20 protein-coding genes and 1 riboswitch are annotated in these 23440 nt (G+C 66.3%); of the genes, 8 read left to right on the top strand and 12 right to left on the bottom strand.

Annotation, left to right across the window (positions count from 1 at the left end; genetic code table 11):
* Window positions 1-63: 63 nt before the first annotated feature.
* On the bottom strand, window positions 64-546 hold the full coding sequence (locus HU825_RS09655) for a glutathione peroxidase (RefSeq protein WP_043295871.1): 483 nt from the start codon (window positions 544-546) through the stop codon (window positions 64-66).
* A gap of 107 nt (window positions 547-653) precedes the next feature.
* Window positions 654-1139, bottom strand: a complete 486-nt coding sequence (locus HU825_RS09650) for an FKBP-type peptidyl-prolyl cis-trans isomerase (protein WP_043295870.1) — start codon at window positions 1137-1139, stop codon at window positions 654-656.
* 241 nt (window positions 1140-1380) lie between these two features.
* Between HU825_RS09650 and HU825_RS09645 the strand changes: the two genes are divergently transcribed.
* From HU825_RS09645 to HU825_RS09635, 3 genes are all read left to right on the top strand, one after another.
* A complete protein-coding gene (locus tag HU825_RS09645; protein WP_043295869.1) occupies window positions 1381-2568 on the top strand; it encodes an acetate kinase in 1188 nt (395 codons plus the stop codon).
* A gap of 128 nt (window positions 2569-2696) precedes the next feature.
* A complete protein-coding gene (pta, locus tag HU825_RS09640) occupies window positions 2697-4793 on the top strand; it encodes a phosphate acetyltransferase (RefSeq protein ID WP_234301931.1) in 2097 nt (698 codons plus the stop codon).
* Between the two features lie 129 nt (window positions 4794-4922).
* Window positions 4923-5828: a 1-acylglycerol-3-phosphate O-acyltransferase, YihG family gene (locus tag HU825_RS09635; protein WP_054093618.1), complete on the top strand. Its 906-nt coding sequence runs from the start codon at window positions 4923-4925 to the stop codon at window positions 5826-5828.
* 7 nt (window positions 5829-5835) lie between these two features.
* Here HU825_RS09635 and HU825_RS09630 read toward each other — a convergent pair whose 3' ends face one another.
* The 6 genes from HU825_RS09630 to HU825_RS09605 form a co-directional block, all read right to left on the bottom strand.
* Window positions 5836-7959, bottom strand: a complete 2124-nt coding sequence (locus tag HU825_RS09630) for a two-component system response regulator (RefSeq protein ID WP_043295866.1) — start codon at window positions 7957-7959, stop codon at window positions 5836-5838.
* Window positions 7960-8063: 104 nt separating this feature from the next.
* Complete coding sequence (locus tag HU825_RS09625; protein ID WP_234301930.1) at window positions 8064-11771, bottom strand: CHASE domain-containing protein; 3708 nt, start codon at window positions 11769-11771, stop codon at window positions 8064-8066.
* 152 nt (window positions 11772-11923) lie between these two features.
* Entirely contained in the window at window positions 11924-12577 is a 654-nt protein-coding gene (locus tag HU825_RS09620; protein ID WP_043295864.1) for a YiaD family glycine zipper/OmpA-like lipoprotein, read from the bottom strand.
* 144 nt (window positions 12578-12721) lie between these two features.
* Complete coding sequence (locus HU825_RS09615) at window positions 12722-14065, bottom strand: D-serine ammonia-lyase (protein WP_234301929.1); 1344 nt, start codon at window positions 14063-14065, stop codon at window positions 12722-12724.
* A gap of 67 nt (window positions 14066-14132) precedes the next feature.
* Window positions 14133-15815 carry a fatty acid--CoA ligase gene (locus HU825_RS09610; protein WP_054093615.1) on the bottom strand — a complete coding sequence of 561 codons (1683 nt, stop codon included), beginning with the start codon at window positions 15813-15815 and terminating at the stop codon, window positions 14133-14135.
* A 102-nt stretch (window positions 15816-15917) separates the two neighbouring features.
* Window positions 15918-16544 (bottom strand): LysE family translocator, encoded by a 627-nt coding sequence (locus HU825_RS09605; protein WP_043295861.1) that lies wholly within the window; start codon window positions 16542-16544, stop codon window positions 15918-15920.
* A gap of 71 nt (window positions 16545-16615) precedes the next feature.
* On the opposite strand from HU825_RS09605, the gene HU825_RS09600 reads away from it, so the two are divergent.
* The 4 genes from HU825_RS09600 to HU825_RS09585 all read left to right on the top strand — a co-directional run bounded on the left by HU825_RS09600 (window position 16616) and on the right by HU825_RS09585 (window position 20008).
* A complete protein-coding gene (locus HU825_RS09600) occupies window positions 16616-17578 on the top strand; it encodes a 2-hydroxyacid dehydrogenase (RefSeq protein ID WP_102827550.1) in 963 nt (320 codons plus the stop codon).
* 63 nt (window positions 17579-17641) lie between these two features.
* Complete coding sequence (locus HU825_RS09595) at window positions 17642-18646, top strand: methyltransferase (protein WP_102827551.1); 1005 nt, start codon at window positions 17642-17644, stop codon at window positions 18644-18646.
* Between the two features lie 41 nt (window positions 18647-18687).
* Window positions 18688-18869: riboswitch (yybP-ykoY riboswitch) on the top strand.
* A 27-nt stretch (window positions 18870-18896) separates the two neighbouring features.
* Window positions 18897-19484, top strand: coding sequence for a TMEM165/GDT1 family protein (locus tag HU825_RS09590; RefSeq protein ID WP_043296364.1), 588 nt, complete (start codon window positions 18897-18899; stop codon window positions 19482-19484).
* A gap of 80 nt (window positions 19485-19564) precedes the next feature.
* On the top strand, window positions 19565-20008 hold the full coding sequence (locus HU825_RS09585) for an ester cyclase (protein WP_043295858.1): 444 nt from the start codon (window positions 19565-19567) through the stop codon (window positions 20006-20008).
* A gap of 18 nt (window positions 20009-20026) precedes the next feature.
* Here HU825_RS09585 and HU825_RS09580 read toward each other — a convergent pair whose 3' ends face one another.
* From HU825_RS09580 to HU825_RS09565, 4 genes are all read right to left on the bottom strand, one after another.
* Window positions 20027-20839, bottom strand: a complete 813-nt coding sequence (locus tag HU825_RS09580; RefSeq protein WP_054093612.1) for a M48 family metallopeptidase — start codon at window positions 20837-20839, stop codon at window positions 20027-20029.
* A 119-nt stretch (window positions 20840-20958) separates the two neighbouring features.
* Window positions 20959-21579 carry an SOS response-associated peptidase gene (locus tag HU825_RS09575; RefSeq protein WP_054093611.1) on the bottom strand — a complete coding sequence of 207 codons (621 nt, stop codon included), beginning with the start codon at window positions 21577-21579 and terminating at the stop codon, window positions 20959-20961.
* A gap of 11 nt (window positions 21580-21590) precedes the next feature.
* Window positions 21591-21851, bottom strand: a complete 261-nt coding sequence (locus tag HU825_RS09570) for a putative signal transducing protein (protein ID WP_234303387.1) — start codon at window positions 21849-21851, stop codon at window positions 21591-21593.
* Window positions 21851-22033: a CPXCG motif-containing cysteine-rich protein gene (locus tag HU825_RS09565; protein ID WP_009867916.1), complete on the bottom strand. Its 183-nt coding sequence runs from the start codon at window positions 22031-22033 to the stop codon at window positions 21851-21853. Before HU825_RS09565 ends, HU825_RS09570 begins: the two co-directional genes overlap by 1 nt.
* A gap of 214 nt (window positions 22034-22247) precedes the next feature.
* On the opposite strand from HU825_RS09565, the gene HU825_RS09560 reads away from it, so the two are divergent.
* Window positions 22248-23414, top strand: coding sequence for a 1-acyl-sn-glycerol-3-phosphate acyltransferase (locus tag HU825_RS09560; RefSeq protein WP_138299350.1), 1167 nt, complete (start codon window positions 22248-22250; stop codon window positions 23412-23414).
* Window positions 23415-23440: the final 26 nt, after the last annotated feature.

Genomic DNA, 23440 nt, shown 5'->3' with positions numbered 1-23440 from the left:
CTACCGACCTGCCCGGCGAGCGCGCAACCCCGGCGCCCGTTGCAGGCGCCGGGGTGTTGGGGATCAGGGCAGCGCCGCCTCGATCGCCTGGATCAGCGCCGGATCGTCCGGACTGGTGCGTGGCGAGAAACGCGCCAGCACGCGGCCGTCGCGGTCGACCAGGAATTTTTCGAAGTTCCAGCTGATGTCGCCGGGAAAATCCGCCCCCTCGCCTGCCAGCAGGCGGTACAGCGGATGACGCTGCGGCCCGTTGACGTCGAGCTTGCCGGTCAGCGGGAAGCTGACGCCGTAATTGAGGCTGCAGAACGCACGAATCTCTTCGTCGCTGCCCGGCTCCTGCGCGGCGAACTGGTTGCACGGCACGCCGAGCACGCTGAAGCCACGCTCGCGATACTGCTGGTGCAGTCGCTCGAGGCCCGCGTACTGGGGCGTCAAACCGCATTGCGAGGCAACGTTGACCACCAGCGTGAGCTTGTCGCCGAACGACGCCAGCGGCAGCTCCTGACCACCCAGCCCCGGCAGGACCAATTGATGAAATGCGCTCATGTCTTCCCTCCAGACAAAAAAAACGCCCCGGCCGCGACCGGAGCGCCTTCTACACGATCAGCTCGACCTGGCGCGGTCTCGAATGACCGGCGCCGCGGGCGTGCCGATCAGTGGTGATGACCGCCTTCGCCATGCACATGGCCGTGGGCCACTTCTTCTTCGCTGGCGTCGCGGACGCTGACGATCTTGACGTCGAAGCTCAGACGCTGGCCAGCCAGCGGATGGTTGCCGTCGACGATCACGTCATCACCCTCGACGTCACGGATGGTGACGATCTGCATGCCGCCATCCGGGCCGGAGGCATGGAACTGCATGCCGACTTCCAGCTCGTCGACGCCTTCGAACATGGCACGGTTCAGCGTGGCGACCAGTTCCGGGCTGTACTCGCCATAGGCGTCCTGCGGTTCGATGGTGACCTGAATCTGATCGCCGCCCTGCTTGCCTTCCAGCGCCTTTTCAAGGCCAGGAATGATGTTGCCTGCACCGTGCAGGTAGACCAGCGGCGCGCCGCCGGCGGAGCTGTCGATCACCTCACCGGCGTCGTTGGTGAGGGTGTAGTCGATTGAGACAGCCTTGTTAGCGGCGATCAGCATGGGCTCAAACCTTTGCTTGGGGAAATGGACGACACAGTCTAACCGCGCGCCAGGCCGAATGTGAACCGAAGGCCGAGCAACGGACAGCGTGGTTCCCGATGAGCAAATCGTGTAGTGCCATCGACAGCCCGACTACAACCTTTGGATGGCATCGCTTTTACTATGGTTATGCAAGAATCCGGCTGCCTGAGATTCTTTTGTCACTTCATATCAATAACTTTCAGTGAATCAAGGAGCACCGATGCCGGCTCGTAACATCCTGGTGATCAACTGTGGCAGCTCGTCGATCAAGTTCGCCCTGGTCAACGAAGCGCAAGCTACCTTCCCGCTGCAAGGTCTCGCCGAATGCATCGGTACCGCAGAGGCTGTCATCCACTTCGAGAGCGCTGCCGGCAAGGAAAGCGTCAAGGTGCCGAACGCCGACCACCAGGCCGCGCTCGCGCAGATCCTGCCGCGCGTCGAAGACGCCGCCGGCGGTCATCTGGACGGCATCGGCCACCGCGTGGTGCACGGCGGCGAGAAGTTCTTCGCCTCCACTCTGCTCACCGACGAAACCCTGGCCAGCATCGAAGCCAACATCCAGCTGGCACCGCTGCACAACCCGGCCAACCTGAGCGGCATCCACGCAGCCATCAACCTGTTCCCCGAACTGCCGCAGGTCGGCGTGTTCGACACCGCGTTCCACCAGACGATGCCGCCGCATGCCTATCGCTATGCGATCCCGAGCTTCCTCTATGAGGAGCACGGCGTGCGTCGCTACGGCTTCCACGGCACCAGCCTGCGCTTCGTCAGCCGACGCGCCGCCGAAATGACCGGCCTGCCGGTGGAGAATAGCGGCTGGCTGGTCGCTCACCTGGGCAATGGCTGCTCCACCTGTGCGGTGCAGAACGGCGAGAGCCGCGACACCAGCATGGGCCTGACCCCGCTGGAAGGCCTGGTGATGGGCACCCGCAGCGGCGATGTCGATCCGAGCCTGCACTATTTCCTCAACCGCACCCTCGGCTGGGATCTGGCCAAGATCGACAACCTGCTGAACAAGGAAAGCGGCCTGAAGGGCCTGTCCGGCCTGTCCAACGACATGCGCACCCTCGCCGACGCCCGCAATGCCGGTCATCCGGGCGCCGTGCTGGCGTTCGAGGTGTTCTGCTATCGCCTGGCCAAGTCGCTGGCAGCCATGTCCTGCGGCCTGGATAGCCTGGACGGCCTGGTATTCACCGGCGGCATCGGCGAAAACTCCGCTGCCGTGCGCGAACGCACCCTCCAGCACCTCAAGCTGCTCGGCTTCAAGCTTGACGACGCGGCCAACGCCCGCTGCACCCGCGGTGTGTCCGGCGAGATCCAGGCCGAAGGCAGCCGCCGCGTCCTGGTGGTGCCGACCAACGAAGAGCGCCAGATCGCTCTGGACACCCTTGCGCTGCTCGACGCCTGATTCGCCCCCGACAGGCGGGATGCCTGTCTCGCAGGCCCGGAGACCGAAAGGTCGCCGGGCCTTCGCTCGTCCCGCCTGCGGCCCCGCATTCTGCAGCCAGAGCTCCCCGCTCCCCTGAAGGAGAACCCATGCACACTCTGTTTCTAGCCCCAACCGGTTTCGGCGGCGGTCTGAACTCCATCAGCCTCGGCCTGATTCGCACGCTCGAAGGCGCCGGCCTGAAGGTCGGTTTCTTCAAACCGATCGCACAACCCTTCCCGGTCGACCAGGGCCGTGAGCGCTCCTGCATCCTCGTCGAAAAGACCCTCAACCTGCCCTCGCCCGAACCGCTGGCGCTGGAACAGGTCGAGCGCCAGCTGGCCGACGGCGAGCTGGACCTGATGCTCGAGGAAGTGGTCAGCCGCTTCCAGCAGGCCGCTGCCGGCAAGGACGTGGTCATCGTCGAAGGCATGGTGCCGACCACCAGCTCCGACTACACCTCGCGCATCAACACCCAGCTGGCCAAGAGCCTGGACGCCGAGATCATCCTGATCGCCGCCCAGGGCAAGGACAGCATCAAGCGCATGGCCGAGCGCATCGAGATCCAGGCGCAGCAATTCGGCGGCGCCAAGGACCCGAAGGTGCTCGGCGTGATCCTCAACAAGGTCAAGAGCGAGGACGGCGTGCCGGCCTTCGTCGAGCGCCTCAAGGAACATCTGCCGCTGCTCGGCAGCTCCGACTTCCAGCTGCTCGGCGCTATTCCCTTCGCCGAAGAACTCAACGCGCTGCGTACCCGTGACATCGTCGAACTGCTCGGTGCGCAGGTGCTCAACGCCGGCGAAGCTGATCAGCGCCGCGTCGGCAAGATCGTGCTGTGCGCCCGCGCCGTGCCGAACACCGTGCAGCTGCTGCGCTCCGGCGTACTGGTGGTGACGCCCGGCGACCGCGACGACATCATCCTCGCCGCCAGCCTGGCCTCGCTCAACGGCGAGAAGCTCGCCGGCCTGCTGCTGACCGGCGACTTCACGCCGGACCCGCGCATTCTCGAACTGTGCAAGACCGCACTGGCCGGTGGCCTGCCGGTGATGATGGTGAGCACCAACTCCTATGACACGGCCAACAACCTGTTCGGCCTGAACAAGGAAACCCCGTCGGACGACATCGAGCGCGCCAGCCTGGTCACCGATTACATCGCCAAGCACCTGCACCCCGAATTCCTGCACACCCGCTGCAGCGTCCCGCGTGCCGAGCCGCGTCTGTCGCCGGCTGCGTTTCGCTATCAACTGGTCAAGCGTGCGCAAGACGCGAACAAGCGCATCGTCCTGCCGGAAGGCAACGAGCCGCGCACCATTCGCGCCGCGGCCATCTGTCAGGAGCGCGGCATCGCCCGCTGTGTGCTGCTGGCCAAGCCGGCCGAAGTCGAGCAGGTCGCCCACGAGCAGGGCATCAACCTGCCTGCCAGCCTGGAAATCCTCGATCCGGATCTGATCGCCAACCGCTACGTCGAGCCGATGTGCGAAATGCGCAAGGCCAAGGGCCTGACGCCCGAAGATGCGCGCGAGCAGCTCAAGGACACCGTCGTACTCGGCACCATGATGCTGGCGCTGGATGAGGTGGACGGCCTGGTTTCCGGCGCCGTGCACACCACAGCCAACACCATCCGCCCGGCCCTGCAGCTGATCAAGACCGCGCCGGGCTACAGCCTGGTGTCCTCGGTGTTCTTCATGCTGCTGCCGGATCAGGTGCTGGTCTATGGCGACTGCGCGGTGAACCCGAATCCGAGCGCCACCGAACTGGCCGAGATCGCCCTGCAAAGTGCCGAATCGGCCGCCGCCCTCGGCGTGCCGCAGCGCGTGGCGATGATCAGCTACTCCACCGGCAGCTCCGGCAGTGGTGCCGAGGTGGAGAAGGTCGCCGAAGCCACCCGCATCGCCCAACAGCGCGCACCGCAGCTGCCGATCGACGGCCCGCTGCAGTACGACGCCGCCTCGGTACTCAGCGTCGGCAAGCAGAAGGCGCCGGACAGCAAGGTCGCCGGCCAGGCCACCGTGTTCATCTTCCCCGACCTGAACACCGGCAACACCACCTACAAGGCTGTGCAGCGCAACGCCAACTGCCTCAGCGTCGGCCCGATGCTGCAGGGCCTGGCCAAGCCGGTGAACGACCTGTCGCGCGGCGCGCTGGTCGAGGACATCGTCTTCACCATCGCCCTCACCGCACTGCAGGCGGCCAACCGGAAAGCCTGACGTCCGCGCCCCAAAAAGCCCGCCCGCGCCTCGCGCGGGCGGGCTTTTTACTGTCACTTCAGATAGTTACAGATGCCTGCATAATCGCTACTCTTGGCGACTCGACTCAGCCGTATCGATGAGCCAGCCATGCTTAGCTTTCTTCCCGCGCCGCTGCGCGGCGTACTTTCCGCGCTTATCCTCGCGCTCAATACCCTGTTCTGGTGCTGGCCACTGTTCGCCCTCGCCCTGCTCAAGCTGGTGCTGCCCTTCGCGCCGATCCAGCGCACGCTGCGCTACGGCATGCACTGGATCGCTGAATCCTGGATGTCGGTGAACAGCTTCTGGATGAACCTGGCGCGGACCATCGACTGGAATGTCCAAGGCCGCGAGCTGGTCGACATGCACCATTCGTATCTGGTCACCAGCAACCATCAGAGCTGGGCCGACATTCTGGTGCTGCAGTACCAGCTCAGCCGCCGCATGCCGATCCTCAAGTTCTTCCTCAAGCAGGAATTGATCTGGGTGCCGGTCATCGGTCTGTGCTGGTGGGCGCTGGAGTTCCCCTTCATGAAGCGCTTCAGCAAGGAATACCTGGCCAAGCACCCGGAAAAACGCGGCGAGGACCTCGCCACCACCCGCCGCGCCTGCGAGCGCTACCGCACCAATCCGGTGTCGGTGTTCAACTTCCTCGAAGGCACGCGTTTCACACCCGCCAAGCACGACCAGCAGGACTCGCCGTTCCGCCACCTGCTCAAGCCGCGCGCTGGCGGCATCGCCTTCGTGGTCGACGCGATGGGCGAACAGCTGAGCGCACTGATCGACATCACCATCCACTATCCCGACGGTCGCCCCAGCTTCTGGGACCTGCTCGCCGGACGCATCCGCCAGGTGGTGCTGCGCATCGAACGACGGGAGATTCCGGGCGAGTTTCTCGGCCGCAATTACGATCAGGACGAGGCGTATCGGCTGGCGTTCCAGCAGTGGGTCAACCAGTTGTGGACCGCCAAGGATGCCCAGCTGGCCAGCCTGCACGCGCAATTCCCGCCGCGCTGAGGCGGTCTCAGCACGACTCCCAGCTCACCCGCGCCGGAAAGGCGGTTGCCTGTGCCGGGGCGACCGCCGGCGAGACCAGGAAACCCTGCATCACATCGCAGCCATTGGCGAGCAGCCACTCGCGCTGCGCCAGGCTCTCGACGCCTTCGGCAATCACCTCCAGCCCCAGGTTGCGTCCCAGGTCGATGATGGCATTGACCACCGCCGCATCGCGTGGAGAGTCAAGCATGTTGGTGATGAACAAGCGATCGATCTTCAGCGTGTCCAGCTCGAAGTGGCGCAGGTAGGCCAGTGACGAATAGCCGGTGCCGAAATCGTCGATCGCCACGCGCACCCCCAGCTTGCGCAGGCGCCGCAGCTTGTCGCAGCTCTGCTCCAGATCCTGCATCAACGTGCCTTCGGTGACCTCCAGCTCGAGCTGCGCCGGCAGCAGCTGGTACTCGTCGAGCAGGCGCTGGAGGCTATCCAGCAGGCCGGCGCGGGCAAACTGCACCGGGCTGACGTTGACGCTGAGAATCAGCCCTTCGTCGAGCGCCTGCGGCCACAGGCGATGCTGATTCAGGGCCTCGCGCAGCACCCAGTCGCCGACTCGCTCGATCAGCCGCGTCTCCTCCAGCAGCGGAATGAACACCCCCGGCTCGACCTGCCCGCTCTGCCCGTTGGGCCAGCGCAGCAATGCCTCGAAACCACGCAGCCGGCCGCTCTCGAGCATGATCTGCGGCTGGTAGGCCAGCTCAAAATCGTTGCGTTCGATGGCGCTGCGCAGGTTCTCCTCCATCATCAGGCGGGTGTGGGCGCGGCCGTTCATCTCGTCGGAGAAGAAGCGATACTGTCGGCGCCCGGCACGCTTGGCCTCGTACATGGCCATGTCCGCCGAGCGCAGCAGCTCGTCGACGCTCTGCCCGCTGTCGGGAAAATGCGCGATGCCGATGCTCGCGCCCAGGGTGACCTCGGTGCCTTCGACACGGTGACGCACCGAGATCAGCTCGATGAGCTTCTCCGCCACGCGCGCCGCATCTTCCGGATGATCGAGCGAGTCCAGCAGCGCGGTGAATTCGTCGCCGCCCATGCGCGCGATGATGTCGTAGGGCCGCATGCAGGTTTCCAACAGCCGCGCCACCTTGCAGAGGATCTCGTCGCCGGCGTCGTGACCGAGTGAATCGTTGATGCGCTTGAAGCCGTCCAGGTCGATGTACAGGATCGCCATGCGCTTGCCGTTGCGGTCGACCCGCGCCAGCGCCGACTCCAGCGCCTGGTGGAAACCGCGGCGATTGAGCAGCCCGGTCAGCGAGTCGGTCACCGCCTGGGTCTCCAGCTGCACGTGCAGGTTGCGAACCACCGACATATCCAGCGCAATGACCACCATCGAGCGTTGCTGGCGTGGCAACGGCGAGCTGGACAGCGCCACCGGCAGCGTCGAGCCGTCGCTCTTGTAGAGCTGCGCCTCGTGCAGACGGTAGGTCGCGCCGTTGCGCCAGTGCTCGTAGAACTCCGACTCGCGCCACGGCACGCCCACCTCGGGCACCGCCAGATGCGCCAGCAGCGCGGTGCCCTGCAGGTCCTCCACGCGGGCGTGCAGCATCTCGGCGATGGCCGGATTGGCGAACGTGACATAGCCGTCCTCACCCACCACCAGGATGCCCTCGGCGGCGTTGCTCAGCACCGAGGCGTTGAAGGCCCGGGCACTGTCGAGCTGCTGGGAAAGCAACTGCAGGTCGCGACGGTTGTGTTCGTGTGCCAGCAGCGTGTTGATCTTGTGCTTGAGCACCTGTGGATCGAACGGTTTGAGAATGAAATCCACCGCGCCGCTGGCGTAGCCGCGCAGCACCGACTCGCGGGTGTGCGCGATGGCCGAAACGAAAATGATCGGCGTGTAGCGCGTATGCGGGCTGCCGCGCATCAGCCGGGCGACCTCGAAGCCATCCATGCCGGGCATTTGCACGTCCAGCAGGACCAGCTCGACGTCCAGTTCGAGCAGCGCCTTGAGCGCCGCCTCGCCGGAATTGACGCTGTGCACCTGCCAGTCGCCGTCGCCGAGCAGGGCCTCCATCGCGACCAGATTGGCCTCGCGATCATCCACCACCAGCAGCGTGCGGCTGCGCGGCTGCGTTCTAAGCTGCGCTCGGCCCATAGAAGCCCTCCCGCATCGCTGTGCGCACGTGCACGCGGGCACCCTCGCGCGTCACGGCGCCGTACCTGTTTGCGGCCAATCCAGCGTCTACTCCCACCGCTCCCCTACTCCTCTTCAGCCTTGCCCTGCTCCGCCTGCAGGCCCAGCCAGTGCTGCAACAGCGTCGCCAACGCGGCGCGCTCCACGGGTTTGGCCAGCACATCATCGGCGCCGAGCGCCAGACAGCGCTGGCGCTGCTCCTCGCCGGCATCCTCGACCAGGGCGATGATCGGCACCTGGCAGCCGTGTTCGCCCTTGAGCGCGGCGGGCAACATCACACCTTCTGCGTCCGCTCGGCTCATGTCCAGCAGCACCAGATCGAAGGCACCCTCGGCAAACCGTGCCAGCGCCGACTCGGCACTGGTCACCGGCTCAACCTGCAGGCCCAGCTGATCGAGATCGGCACTGAGCGAATAGATCAGCCGCACGTCGTCGCCGACCAGCAGCACCTGACGACCCAGTTCCGGGCGCGGAGTCTGGTGCATCGTCTCGGACCTCTCCGTCGCCGAGGCCTGGCGCACCAACTCGCCGATGCGCTCGGGGCTGTCGGATTTCGCCAGCAGCACCGCCGAATAGCGCCGCAGACGCTGTAGCTGCTCATCGTCCAGCGGTGCCTGGCTGCTCACCAGCACCAGCATGCCCTGCAGCGGCCGCAGGCGCTCGAGCGCCTCGAGCAGCTCCAGGCCGTTGCCATCGGCCAGATCGAAATCGATAGCCAGCGCACTGAACGCCTGCTCGGCGAACGCCAGGCGCGCCGACTCACTGTGCCCGGTGGCCGTCACGCTGTAGCCCAGCGTCTCGAAACAGTCGCGAATCTCCCGTCGCCGCTGCGGATCGCCTTCGACCAGCAGCAGGCGCAGCGGGTTGTGGCCCTGGCGGCGCAGCTCGATGAACAGTTGTTCGAGCGTCACCCGGTCGACCGGCTTGGTCAGGTAGCGCGCGTCATCGTCGTGCCAGTCGCCCGGTTGCGGCACGCTGGAAATGATCGCGACCGGCAATCCCTGCAAACGCTCGTCGGCGCGCAGCTCGCGATAGACCTGCCAGCCGCTGATATCCGGCAGCAGGATGTCGAGAATCACCGCTGCGAAACGCCGTTCGCGCAGCATCGCCAGTCCTTCGTTGCCGGTGGCGCAGCGCGTACTGACGAAGCCGTGGCTCTGGCCGACTTCATCGAGCAGCGCGGCAAACACGCCATCGCCCTCGACAATCAGCAGGCTCGGCTCGTCGCCGCGTGGCCGCTCGGTGCCCGGCAGCGCCAGGCGACGCTCCGGCAGCGGCAGCTCGACGGTGAAGCGCGAACCCTGTCCCGGCTCGCTCTGCAGCTCGATCCGGCCACCCAGTACGGTCACCAGCTGCTGGGTGATCGCCAGCCCCAGGCCGGTACCCCCGTAGTGCCGGCTGATCGAGCCATCGATCTGCTGGAAGGCCTGGAAGATCCGCTCATGTTGGTCCCGGGCGATGCCGATGCCGGTGTCGCGCACCTCGATCTGCAACGTATCGCCACCACTCGCGCCGCCCTGCGCAAGGCAACGCACCAGCACCTGCACCTCGCCGTGCTCGGTGAACTTCAGCGCATTGGTCAGCAGGTTATGCAGTATCTGCCGCAGGCGCAGGCGGTCGCTTTCCAGCCGCTCGGGAACGTTGGACGCCACTTCCAGCGTCAGCTTCAGGCCCTTCTGCTGCGCCATCGGCGCCAGCGCCGCCTCGGTCTCGGCCAACAGGTCGCGCAGATTCAACGGCTCGAGCTTGAGCTGCAGGTGCCCGGCCTCGATCTTGGCCAGGTCGAGCACGTCGTTAATCAGCTGCAGCAGATCGTGGCCGGCGCGGTAGATGATGTCGGCATGCCGTACCTGCTTGTCGGTGAGGTTGCCGGCGCCGTTCTGACGCAGCTGGTCGCTGAGGATCAGGATGCTGTTGAGCGGCGTGCGCAGCTCATGGGACATGTTGGCGAGGAATTCCGACTTGTAGCGATTGGCGACCACCAGCTGGTCGGCCTGGTCACGCAGGCGGCGCTCGGCCGCCTTGCGATGGCTGATGTCGATGATCACCGCCTGCACCAATTGCTCGTCGCCGCTGCGCAGCGGCGACAGGCCGATCTCCACCGGCACCTGGCTGCCGTCGCGATGGCGGCCGAACAACTCGCGGTTGCCGCCCATCCGCCGCGGTTCGGGATGCGCAACATATGCCTGGCGAGCCCCGCGGTGAGCCTCGCGCGCCGCTTCAGGCAACAGCAATTCGACCGGCTGGCCGAGCAGCTGCTCGCGCTCATAGCCGAACAGCAACTCGGTCTGGCGATTGACCATGACAATGCGTCCTTCGCTGTCGACCAGCACGAAGGCATTGGGCGACGCCTCGACCACGTTGCGGAATCGCTCTTCGTCGCGCTTGCGCGCCTGCAGGTCGAGCAGGTTGAGCACGTAGTAGCGCGCCTCGTCATGGTTGAAACTGGTCAGGCTGAGCGCAACCGGCACCGGGTTGGCGTCCTCGCGCAGCGCCTGGGTTTCCTGCTGATGGAGCCCGCTGCGTTGGGCCAGCGAATCGCCGCCCAGCAGGAACGGCAGGTAGCGGCTGACCCGCTCGCCGGCCAGCAGCCCGGCGTTAGAGCCGAGCAGGCTGGCGGCGCTCTGGTTGGCCAGCTCGATACGTCCGGCGGCATTGCACAGCAGGGTGGCCACCGGCAGTTGCTCGATGAGCTGGCGAAAGCGCGCCTCGCGTTCCTGCGCCTGCACGCTCAACCGCTGGCTGGCCCGCAACGCGCGCTCGCGCAGATAGAGATAGCCGCCGATCAGCAGCGAGAACAGCGCAGCCGCGAGCAGCGGCGACACCAGATCGAACGTGCGATTGCTGTGGCGCAGCACCGCTTCGTACTCGGGCGTGCTCGCCACCTTCAGCTGCCAGCTGCGGCCATACATGTAGATGTTGCGCGTGCGCTGGAAGCCGGCCTCCTCATTGGCCGGCCGACGCCCGGCGAGCAACGGCACGTCGGGTGCAGCGGCGTCCCGTAGCTGCAGTTGCAGCGCGCTGCTGCGCGAACCGAGGATGCCTTCCATCAGGTCGGTCAACCGGAAGGCGCCATGCAAGGTACCGACAAAGGCGCTGCGTCGCTCCTCCTCGGTAGTGGTCGGCGCGTTGGTACGGTACAGCGGCAGGTAGAGCAGCACGCCGGTCTGCACGTTCTGCTCGGTTTCCTGCTTGAGCCGCAACGGCCCGGTCAGGACCGGATTGCCGCTATCTCGCGCCGCCGCAGCGGCCTCGCGCCGGAACGTCTCGCTGAACAGATCGAACCCCAACACCCGACGGTTGCGCCAGTCGACGGGATGGATGTAGTCGACGATCAAGTATTCGTCGCGCACGCCGGGTGGATACATGCGAAAGCGCTCGCGCCCGGATTTGCGGATCGCCTGCAGTTGCGCTTCGACCGTCTGGCTGGTGGCATAGCGCGCCAGCGCCACCGCTTGGATGCCCGGGTAGAAATCCTGCAGCTGCAGCTGATCGGCCGCGCGCATCCAATCGTCCAGGGAAACGCTGTCGCTACCCGCGACCAGACCGGCCACGCCGCGCAGGACCATTTCATAGGCACGCATGCGCTCGCGCAGCGTGTGCTCGATGTCATCGACGGCAAAGGTGAAGCGCTGTTCCTGCTCGATGCGGTTGCGCGTTTCCTGAGCATGCCATTGCCAGCCGATCCATCCACCAAGCCCCGCCATCAACGCCAGCGTGACGAACAATGGCAGCCAAGGCTTGCGGGAATGGAGAGCGGGACGATCATCCATTCGACCTCCTCTGCGCCATTACTGGCGTGCTTCAAGTGCTTGAGAGTCACGAAGCGGACAGAGGTTCCGTGCGACGAACGGCGGGAGAATTCCATGACGCCGGCTTTCCGGCAGTGGCGGAGCCGTTGCGGCTCCGCCGGATGTTGCGGGCGTTACAGCGGACGCAGATTGATCTCGACGCGGCGGTTCTGCGCGCGGCCGGCGGCCGTGTCGTTGCTGGCGACCGGCTGGCTCGGGCCGACACCCGAGGCGGAGATGCGCGAGGACGGCACGCCGTTGCTGATCAGGTAGGACGCCACGCTCTGCGCGCGACGGTTGGACAGGTCCTGATTCAGCTGTAGCGAGCCGGTGCTGTCGGTGTGGCCGACGATATCCACACCGTTCTTGTCGAACTCCTTGAACACCTGTACCAGCGAATTCAGCGTCGGATAGAAGTTGCTGGCGATGTCCGCCGAGCTGCTGGCGAAGGTGATGTTGCCCGGCATGATCAGGGTCAGGTTGTCGCCCTCACGCTGCACCTGCACGCCGGTGCCCTGCAGCGTCTGGCGCAGCTTGGCTTCCTGGGTGTCGACGTAATAGCCATAGCCACCACCGGCCGCGCCACCGACTGCCGCACCGATCAGCGCGCCCTTGGCACGGTCCTTCTTGCTGGAAGTCGCCGCACCGATCACCGCGCCGCTGACCGCCCCGATGCCGCCATAGATACCCGCCTTGCCGGCTTCGCGTTCACCGGTGTAAGGGTTGGTGGTGCAACCGACCAGCAGGGCAACGGCCACCGCAGCGGCAGTCAAGTTCAGCTTTTTCATATGGACTTCCTTCGTTTCGTCAGTGACCAGGGCGCGCAGCGTGCCGGCGCGCCCCGAACGCAGCGCTAGATTAACACCGGCCAACGTCGCAGGACTGCAACCAAGACAGCAGAACCGCGCGGCGTGGGACGCACCGGTTCATGCCTACCGTTGCAGCGCGCGCCCCTGGGCCAGATAGGCGGCGAACTCCGCGTCCGGCACCATGCTGCCACCGGTTCCCCAGACCAGATGCGTCGCCCGCGCCAACCGCGCCGGATCGACGCCGATCCGCTGCAAATAGTCGGGCGCGCGCAGCACGCGCTGCAGGCCCGGCATCCCCGCCAGCGCCGAAGGCTCCAGGCGCACCTGTTCCAGCTCCCAGGCGCTGGCCAACAGGCGCGAGAGCGTCTCATCCGTCACCGTGTAGTAGCCGTCGATCAACCGTTGCATCGCCCTGCCGACGAAACCGGACGGTCGCCCGACCGCCAGCCCATCCGCGGCGGTGACGTTGTCGATGCCGAAATCCTGCACGCAGACCGCATCGTGCAGCCCGCTGTAGACGCCCAGTAGCATGCACGGCGAGTGGGTCGGCTCGGCGAACAGGCAATGCACCGCATCGCCGAAGGCCAGCTTGAGGCCGAAGGCAACCCCACCGGGACCGCCGCCGACGCCGCAGGGCAGATAGACGAACAGTGGGTGTTCGGCATCGACCTGAATGCCGGCCTGCTCGAACTGCCGCGCCAGGCGTTCGGCGGCAACCGCGTAACCGAGAAACAGCTGCGGCGAGTTCTCGTCGTCGACGAAATAGCAGTTCGGATCGCTCGCCGCCTGTTCGCGCCCCTGGGCCACCGCGACGCTGTAGTCCGAGGCGTATTCGACCACCGTCACGCCGCTGGCCCTGAGCCGGTCCTTCTTCCATTGGCGGGCGTCCGCCGACATGTGCACGGTCGCCTGAAAGCCCAGCCGGGCACTGACGATGCCGATCGACAGGCCGAGATTGCCGGTGGACCCGACAGCGATACGGTAGCGGCCGAGGAACGCCCGGGCGGCGTCGCTGGCCAGCGCGGCGTAATCATCGCCGGGACGGATCAGGCCTGCCTGCAGCGCGAGATCTTCGGCGTGCTTGAGCACTTCATGGATACCGCCGCGCGCCTTGATCGAGCCGGAGATGGGCAGCTGGTTGTCCGCCTTCAGCCACAGCGCGCCGCCCGCGGCCACGCCGATCTCGTCCAGCAGCTGACGCCCCAGCGTCGGCAGCGGCACCAGCGGCGATTCGATGATGCCGCCGGCCGCCGCGGTTTCCGGGAAGACCTTGGCCAGATAGGGCGCGAAGCGCTGCAGGCGGGCACTGGCCTCGGCGACGTCATTCGCCGTCAGACCGACATCGGCCAGTGCCGTCGCGGTCGGTGCGATGGCCGGGTTGAACCACGTGGTTTCGCGCAGGGCCAGCAGCTCGCTGAGCAGCGGATGGCTGGTGCACCAGGCTTCGAGTGTCTTGCCGTGAATCATCGGAGGGCTCCTGTCGACGGTGTGTATCGACCCTAACAGGAGCGACCCATGGACGTCAGCCGCAGTCTCAGAGGCCCGAGATCGCCGCGTGCCCCTCCTCCAGCCAGCGCGCGATATCCACGCGGATACGCTTCTTGTCCAGCTTGCCCACGCTGGTCTTGGGGATCTCGCCGACCACCGCGATTTGCTGCGGCACTGCCCACTTGTTGATATGCCCCTGCGCCACGGCGGGCTCGAGGAATGTCTTCAACGCCTGGGCGCTCAGCGTGTGTCCTTCGCGGAGCACCAGCAAGGCGAACGGCCGCTCGCCCCAGCGCTCGTCCGGCACGCCCACCACCGCCACCTCGCGGACCGCCGCGTGCTGGCTGATCAGTCCTTCGAGCGCCAGCGAGGAAATCCACTCGCCGCCGGTCTTGATCACGTCCTTGAGGCGGTCGCGGATATCGATGTTGCCCATCTCGTCGATCACTGCCACATCGCCGGTGTGCAGCCAGCCGCCCGCCCAGAGTTCCTCGCTCTTCTCCGGCTCGTTGAAATAGCCCTGGGTCAGCCAGGGCGCGCGCAGCACCAGCTCGCCCTGCGACTCGCCGTCGGCAGGCAGGAAGCGACCATCCGGCGTCTGGATCGCGGCGTCCACCAGCACCACCGGTACGCCGGCCTTGAGCTGATAGGCGATACGGGTCTCGTCATCGGCGGCGAGCAGCTCGTCGTTAATGTGCGCACCGGAAATCAGCGGGCAGGTCTCCGACATGCCGTAGGCGGCGATCAGGTTCATTCCGCGTGCACGGGCCGCATCGTACAGCCCGCGCGTCAGCGCACTGCCGCCGATGGTGATCTTCCAGCCGGCAAAGTCCACGTCCTGCGCGGCCTTGGCGTTGAGCAGCATCTGCACGATGGTCGGCACGCAGTGAGAGAAGGTCACCCGCTCGCGACGCCACAGCTCGATGAGGAAATCCGGGTCGTAGCGCCCCGGATACACCTGCTTGAGCCCGAGCATGGTGGCGACGTACGGCAGGCCCCAGGCGTGCACGTGGAACATCGGCGTGATCGGCATGTAGACGTCGCCGGCACCCATCAGCTGCGGATTTTCGCGACAGCCGACGGTCACCGCCGCCGCCAGCGTATGCAGCACCAGCTGGCGATGGGTGAAATACACGCCCTTCGGATTACCGGTGGTGCCGGTGGTGTAGAAGGTGGTGGCGACCGAATCCTCGTCGAAGTCAGGGAAGTCGTAATGCGGCTCGGCCGCCGCCAGCAGGCTTTCGTACTCGCCCACGCAGTCCGGTAGATCGGTCGCGACGGCCTCGCCGTCGGTGAGCAGCAGGGTCTTCTCCACCGTGCTCAGCTGCCCGGCGATGGCTTGGTAGAGCGGCACGAATTCGCTGTTGACCAGCACGAAGCGATCCTCGGCGTGGTTCATCGTGTAGAGGATCTGGTCTGGCGACAGGCGCACGTTGATGGTGTGTACCACCGCGCCGATCATCGGAATGGCGAACATGCATTCGAGGTAGCGATGGCTGTCCCAGTCCATCACCGCCACCGTATCGCCCGCCTTGACGCCAGCAGCGGTCAGCACGTTGGCCAGTCGCGCGATGCGCTGGTTCAGTGTGCGGTAGTCGAAACGCAGCTGGTCGCGGTAGACGATCTCGCGGCTGCGCTCGTAACGCAGCCCCGACAGCAGCAGGCGCTTGATCAACAGAGGGTACTGATAGGCGGTCGCGGCGGGCTTGATCACGCGGGTCTGCAGCATGAGGGCATCCTTTTTCTTGGAGTTGTAGCTGCACTCTAGAGCGTCGCAAGCGGGGCAAAATCAGTCCAAAGTAGGATTTTTCCGTCGTGCCACCATGGCGCTTCAGCCAATTTCGCTGAGCGCCAGCCGTGCGCCGAGCGCGATCAGCACCGCTCCGGTGGCACGATCGAACCAGTGCCCCATGCGCGCAAAGCCAGCGCGCACGCGGGCCCGGCTGAACAGCCAGGCCACCAGCAGGAACCAGCAGATCGTCGCGATCGCCAGATAGGCACCGTAGCCGGCCTGCACCAGCAGCGGCGTATCGTGGTTGATCACCACCGTGAATAGCGACAGGAAGAACAGCGTGGCCTTGGGATTCAGGCCGTTGGTGACGAAGCCCATGGCGAAGGCGCTGCCGGCCGAACGTACCGTTCCACCGGCAGCCGTCACGTCGGTCGGCGCCTGCGGCCGGGCACGCAGCGCACGCCAGCCCAGATAGAGCAGATAGGCGGCCGCCAGCCATTTGAAGAGGTTGAACAGGACGATCGACTGCGAGACGATCAGGCCGATCCCGAGCAGCGAGTAGGCGACATGCAGGAAGATGCCGCAGCCGACGCCCAGCGCCGTCCAGCTGCCGATCCGATGCCCCTGCGTCACGCTCTCGCGCACCACCACCGCGAAATCCGGTCCGGGGCTGGCCACGGCGAGCAGATGCACCAGCGCTACGGTCAGAAACTCCATCCAGTACACGATCTATCCCTCGCTCATTCGTCTCGGGCTGTATTTTCGACCAGTCCGTGCCACTTCGAAAGGTACAGTTGATGACCCTTTATCGCGCCGTTTTCCTCGATCTCGCCCCGCTTGACCAGGGTGATCTCGATCTCGCCCCGCTGCGGACCGCCTTCGACGAGCTGATCTGCCACACGCAGAGCGCGCCGCAGGAGATCGTCGAGCGCCTGCAGGGCGCGCAGGTGGCGATCGTCAACAAGCTCGCCCTGACCGACGAAACGCTCGCCCGCTGCGCCGACCTCAAGCTGATCCTGATCGCCGCCACCGGCACCAACAATGTCGACCTGGAATCGGCGCGCCGGCGCGGCATCACCGTCTGCAACTGCCAGGCGTACGGCACGCCGACCGTGGCCCAGCACACGCTGATGCTGCTGCTGGCACTGGCTACCCGCCTGCCGGACTACCAGGCCGCCGTCGCCCGCGGGCGCTGGCAGCAGAGCGGGCAGTTCTGTCTGCTGGATTACCCAATCGTCGAGCTGGAGGGGAAAACGCTCGGCCTGCTTGGTCACGGCGAACTCGGCAGCGCCGTGGCGCGCCTGGCCGAAGCCTTCGGCATGCGCGTCCTGACCGGCAACCTGCCGGGGCGTCCGCCACGTCCGGGACGCCTGGATCTGGAGGAGCTGTTGCCGCAGGTCGATGCGCTGACACTGCATTGCCCGCTGACCGAGCAGACCCGCAACCTGATCGGCGCGCGCGAACTGCAGCTGATGAAGCCCAGCGCATTTCTGATCAACGCGGCGCGCGGCGGGCTGGTCGACGAACAGGCGCTGGCCGACGCCCTGCGCCGTGGCCACCTGGGCGGCGCGGCCACCGACGTGCTGACCAGCGAACCACCCAGCGATGACAATCCGCTGCTGGCCGCCGATGTGCCACGGCTGATCGTCACGCCGCACAGCGCGTGGGGCAGCCGCGAGGCACGCCAGCGCATCGTCGGCCAGCTGGCGGAGAACGCCACGGCATTCGCCGCCGGCACGCCGACGCGGCAGGTGAACTGAAGCGACGGGCGCTGATGGCGGTGGGTAAAGGCTGTTAAGCTCGCCGCTTTTTCCGGAGGCCTCATGGACCCGCGAAGCGAAGTAATGCTGCGGCAGGCGCAGCTGTTCGACGGCAAGCTGCTGCTGGCCGGATTGCCGGCCGACGACCTGCTCGGTCAGCTGCCGCAGGCGTCCGGCTGGAGCTGGCATGCGGGCGAGCAGCAGCGTCTGCAGCGGCGTTTTGCCGGACGCTGCAGCTTCGGCGTCGATGCGCCGGCCGGCAACTTCGAGGCCGCCGTGCTGTTCCTGCCCAAATCCCGCGAGCTGACCGAGTACCTGCTGCAGACGCTGGCCGCGCGCCTCGCCGGCCGCCCGCTGTATCTGGTCGGCGAGAAACGCGCCGGCGTGGAGCGCGCCGCACGCCAGCTGGCCGCCTTCGGCCATGCACGCAAGCTCGACAGCGCGCGGCATTGCCAGCTCTGGCAGGTGCAGGTCGAGCAGACCCCGGCCCACCCCGAGCTGAGCGCGCTGGCCGAACGCTTCCAGCTGGAGCTGGCGGACGGTCCGCTGCAGGTGGTCAGTCTGCCCGGGGTGTTCAGCCACGGCCGGCTGGATCGCGGCAGCGCCCTGCTGCTCGAACACCTCGACGACCTGCCCGCGACCGGCCGACTGCTGGACTTCGGCTGCGGCGCCGGCGTGCTCGGTGCCACCCTGAAGCGGCGCTATCCGCAGAGCGAGCTGTTCCTGCTGGACGTGGATGCCTTCGCCCTCGAGAGCAGCCGCCTGACCCTGGCCGCCAACGGTCTGGAGGCGACGCTGATCGCCGGCGACGGCATCGACGCGGCGCCGTTCGAGCTGAGCGCCATCGTCAGCAATCCGCCGTTCCACCACGGCGTGCACACCAGTTACGAGGCCAGCGAAGCGCTGCTCGAACGCGCCGCGCGGCACCTGGCCGCTGGTGGCGAGCTGCGTCTGGTGGCCAACGCCTTTCTGCGCTATCCGCCGCTGATCGAGACCCATCTGGGCCACTGCCAGACCCTCGCCGAGGCCGACGGTTTTCGCATCTACCGCGCCGTACATCAGCCGTAGCGGTTGCGAAACCCGTAGCGCTTGGGCAAACTCGCGCCCGTCCCTGGGGGAGTAGTCTCGGGCGAGCGCCAGCCCGCCTGGCATGCGTCAACACACTTGATCGGCAGATCATGGCGCATGCGACCCGCGCGATCGTGACCACCACGTTTCGCCGTCGGTTTGACAAGACCCATGACATGAACACCTGGCCCGGGGCGGGCAGGTCGTGCATGTCATGGTGTTCATGTCGACCCGCCCTGAGGAATATCGCTTGGAATCGTTCTTCATCCCCACACTGATCGTTGCGCTCGCCGAGATCGGCGACAAGACGCAGCTGCTTGCCCTTCTGCTCGCCGCCCGCTATCGGCGCCCGTGGCCGATCATCTGGGGTATCGTGGTCGCCACGCTGGCCAATCACGCGGCTGCCGGTGCTGTGGGCAGCTGGGTTTCGGGGCTGTTCTCGCCCGCCGCACTGAGCTGGATTCTCGCCGCCTGCTTCGCCGCCGTCGCGCTGTGGACGCTGGTGCCAGACAAGCTGGATGAAGACGAAGCCAAGCTGGGCCGACCCTATGGCCCCTTCGTCGCCACGGTGATTGCCTTCTTCATTGCAGAGATGGGCGACAAGACGCAGATCGCCACCGTGATGCTCGCCGCCCAGTACCCGGATTTCCTGCTGGTCATTCTCGGCACCACCGCCGGCATGCTGATCGCCAACGTGCCGGTGGTGCTGGTCAGCCACTTCGCCGCCGACCGCCTGCCGCTGACGCTGATCCGCCGCGTGGCCGCCGCCGGCTTCGGTCTGCTGGCGCTGTATGCCGTGTACGAGGCGCTGAAGCTCAGCGGCATGCTCTCAGGCTGATACGCAGCGCAAATCCGCGAATCGGGGGAGCTGCTAGAGTGCTCAGCCGCAGCACCCAGCACCCCGAGGAGACCGGCTGCATGTCAGCGGATGGACGCAAGAAACGAGTCTGCACTCATATCGATCTGAGCTGGAACAAGGGCCGCCTGGCCCTTTCCGAGCAGTTGCAGAGCCGTTATTTCAGCTACAAGAGCTCGCTGCTCAGCCAGCCCCTGAACGCGGCCGGCTTCGCTGAGCTGGTGCGCGCCGTTCGCGGTGCGATGCCGGACCTGGAAGTGATGGTCGATGAGTGTCTCTGCGAAGGCCACAAGGTCATCACCACCAGCACGGTGATGGGCACCCTGACTCAACCGCTGCTGGGCTGGCCGGCGAGCGACAAGATTCTCGCCATCGCGGCGATCAGCACCTGGACGCTGAACAGCGCCGGTGACATCGAGGAAATCAGCACGTTGATCGATCTGGAAAATGCGCGCCTGCAGCTCGGGCTGCATAGCGCGCTCTCCGGGTTTATCCCGGCCAGCTGAGCGGCGGCCGGACGACAGTCAGCGACGCGCCTGCTCGTACAGCGGCATCACTTTCGGGATGTTGGCCTTGAGCGTCGCGGTACGCGTGCTGGAAGACGGGTGGGTGCTCATGAACTCAGGCGGCGCCGAACCGCCCGCCGAAGCCATTTTCTCCCACAGGGTCAGCGCCGCGTTGGGGTTGTAGCCGGCCCGCGCGGCCAGCTCGAGACCGATCAGATCCGCCTCGTTTTCGTTGCCCCGACTGTTGGGCAGCGTCATCAGGTATTCGACGCCCATGTTCGCCAGCTGCAGGCTGCCGCTACCGACCCCCATCGCCGAACCGAGCTGGGTGGCCATCTGCACGCCATAGGCCTTGGACATCGCCTCGCGGCCGTGCTCGCGCAAGGCGTGGGCAATCTCGTGACCCATCACCGCGGCGATCTCGTCGTCGCTGAGCTGAAGCTTCTCGATCAGCCCGGTGTAGAAGATGATCTTGCCGCCCGGGCCGCAATTGGCGTTGAGTTCCGGGCTGTCGATGACGTTGACCGCCCAGTCCCACTGCGCCGCATCCGGGCGGAAAACCGGAACCTTGGCGATCAGGCGCTGCGCGATGGCGTCGACACGCCGCGTCAGCGGTCCGCTCTTGGCCAGCACGCCCTTGCTGGAGGCTTCGCTCAGGGTCTGCTGATACGACTGGGCATACATCTGGTTGACCTGTTCGGTCGACAGCATGCTGAACATGTACTGCTTACGGTCGACGCCGACGGCGCCGCCGCTGGTGGTGTTGACGGCCTGGCAGCCGGCCAGCAGCGCGGCGGCGATCAGCACGGACAAGGGTTGCAGCTTGGGCATGGAGCGTTCTCCGGGGAATCTGCGCGGTAGATTAGAGCGGCGTCGCCGCTCAGGCAACCAAGGCTGTTGGCCGGCTGCCGGCGCTGGTCTGGCGACCGGCTGAGCGCCGTTCGGCCGCCTCAGTTGGCCGGCGTCAGGCACTCCGGTGCATCGAGGCGCGGGTCGTTGACCAACGTCGCCAGCGGGCGCTCGCGCAGCGGCGGCTGCACCTGACCGAGCAGTGCCTGCAGCGTCTGCGGCGAAGCCTGCGGGTCGAGCCAGGCGGCCTGCGCGGCCTCATCGAGAATCAACGGTCGCCGCTGGTTAGCGGCCGCGACGGTGACCACCGCGGCGCTGAGGTAGGTGTAGCCCTCGACCGGATAGGCCTCCCACAGCGCCGCGAAGTACATCAGCGAGCCTTCGGCGGTCATCCAGTACGGGCGCTTGCGCGCCGTGCCGCGCCACTCGTAGAAGCCGTTGGCCGGCAGCAGCCCGCGACGCAGGCGGAAGGCTTCGCGGAACATCGGCTGCTCGGCCAGCGTCTCGGCGCGTGCCTGCGCGGGCGTGCGGGTCAGGTCGCTGAGCCAGGCCGGCGTCAGCCCCCAGCGCACGCGGTCAAGCGTGAGGCCGCCGTCGAGCCGGCGCAACAGCAGCACCTGGGCACCAGGCGCGAGGTTCCAGTGCGGCGCCTGATCGGCGGGAAACCCGGACAACGCGGCAAACGCCGGGCTCCAGCGGAAAAAGGCATAGCGGCCACACATAACGGCACTCGTCAGCAGATCAGTTCGCCGGGATAACTCTGCGGTTCATTCTCCGGCAGCGGCAGCGCACCATTGTACGCGGCGATCAGCTGCTGCGCCTTCGCCGCGTCGTGGTCCGCCACCATCAGCCCGAGCAGGCCGATCGCCGGCAGCTCGCCCACCGCCCCGACCAAATGGCCGCCGGCAACAAACACCTCGATGCCTTCATCGGCCAGCATGCCGGTGAGCATCTGCGCCTCCAGCAGGTCTCGCGGCTCGTAGATGCGCTGCATCATTCGTCCTCCCGGCGAACCTGCAGTTGCCACCCTTCGCCGTCGACACTCAGGTCGAATACCGCCGGCCGGCAGCACACCGGACAATCCTCGACGTACTGCTGATCGCCGCCGCTCAGATCGAGCAGCGCCTCAGCCGGTTCGCCGCAGTACGGACATTGGTAAAGCTGTGATTCCAGCATGGACGTCTCCCTCGTGACTTGCCGCTATAATCGCCGTCCAGTTTCAGCCCACTACCGCAACTCGCCGTGACAACCCGGCAGGCACGGCCGGACAGCAGGCTCGGGGCGCATCCGCGTTGGCGCGAGCCATGCACCGTCGCCCTCCTACTGTATAGCGCGTCCGTGTTGCAGTGAGGTCGCACGGTCTTGCGCCGTTTCCTTCCAACCAGAGAGCATGATGGACGAATTCGAAGCCATCCGACCCTATGCCGACGCCGAAGTACCGGCAGTCATGTCCCGCCTGTTCACCGATCGGGACTTTCTCGACATCCTGTTGCGCTTTCGCTTCCCGCGGCTGGCCAACACCTTCGGCTGGCTGCTCAAGCCGATCATCGCGCATCGTCTGCGCCGCGAATTCGCCACGATCGATTCGGTCGACGCGCTGCAGCACAAGATCGAAGCCTACGTCGACCGGACCATCGAACGTGCCACCGACGGGGTGACCTATTCAGGCGTGCAACACCTGCAACGCGGACGCGCCTACCTGTTTCTCGCCAACCACCGCGACATCGTGATGGACCCGGCGTTCGTCAACTACGCGGTCTACCACGCCGGCATCCGCACCCCGCGCATCGCCATCGGCGACAACCTCCTGCAACGCCCCTTCGTCAGCGATCTGATGCGACTGAACAAGAGCTTCATCGTGCGCCGCTCGATCACCGCGCGACGCGAGAAGCTCGCGGCCTACCAGGTGCTCTCGGCGTACATCAACCACTCCATTCGCGAGGACGGCGAATCGGTATGGATCGCCCAGGCCGAGGGACGTGCCAAGGACGGTGATGATCGCACCGATTCGGCGATCCTCAAGATGCTGCACATGAGCCGCAAGGACCAGCCCTTCGCCGAGGTGCTGGCGGCGCTGCAACCGACACCGGTGGCGATCAGCTACGAATACGACCCCTGCGACCTGGCCAAGGCGCGCGAGCTGTATACCCGCGCCACCACCGGCAGTTACACCAAGGCGCCGGGCGAGGACGACGCCAGCATCGCGCTCGGCATCACCGGCTACAAGGGCCGGGTACACGTGCACTTCGGCGCACCGATGAGCCAGGTGGCGGATGATCCGAAGGAGCTGGCCTCCGCCCTCGACCGCGAAATTCTCTGCGGCTACCGGCTGTTTCCGGTGCACTACTTGGCGTACCGCATGTGGGACGCGCAGGATCCCGCGATCAGCGTGCCAAGCGCGGCCGAGCTGTTCGAACCGGCCGAGCTGCAACGCGCCGAGGCGCAGTGGGGCGCGCGCCTGGCCGCCTGCCCGCCCGAGCAGCAACCCTACCTGATCCAGCAGTACGCCAACCCGGTCCGCAACCAGTACCGTCTGAACGCCGGCCTGCCCCTCTGAAGGGGGCGCCGCGCCGGCGCTCCCGC

It is taken from the genome of Pseudomonas phenolilytica (genome assembly GCF_021432765.1).
GTDB lineage: Bacteria > Pseudomonadota > Gammaproteobacteria > Pseudomonadales > Pseudomonadaceae > Stutzerimonas > Stutzerimonas phenolilytica.
Note: the sequence above shows the minus strand (reverse complement) of the source record. Positions and strands in the feature narration are given on the sequence as shown.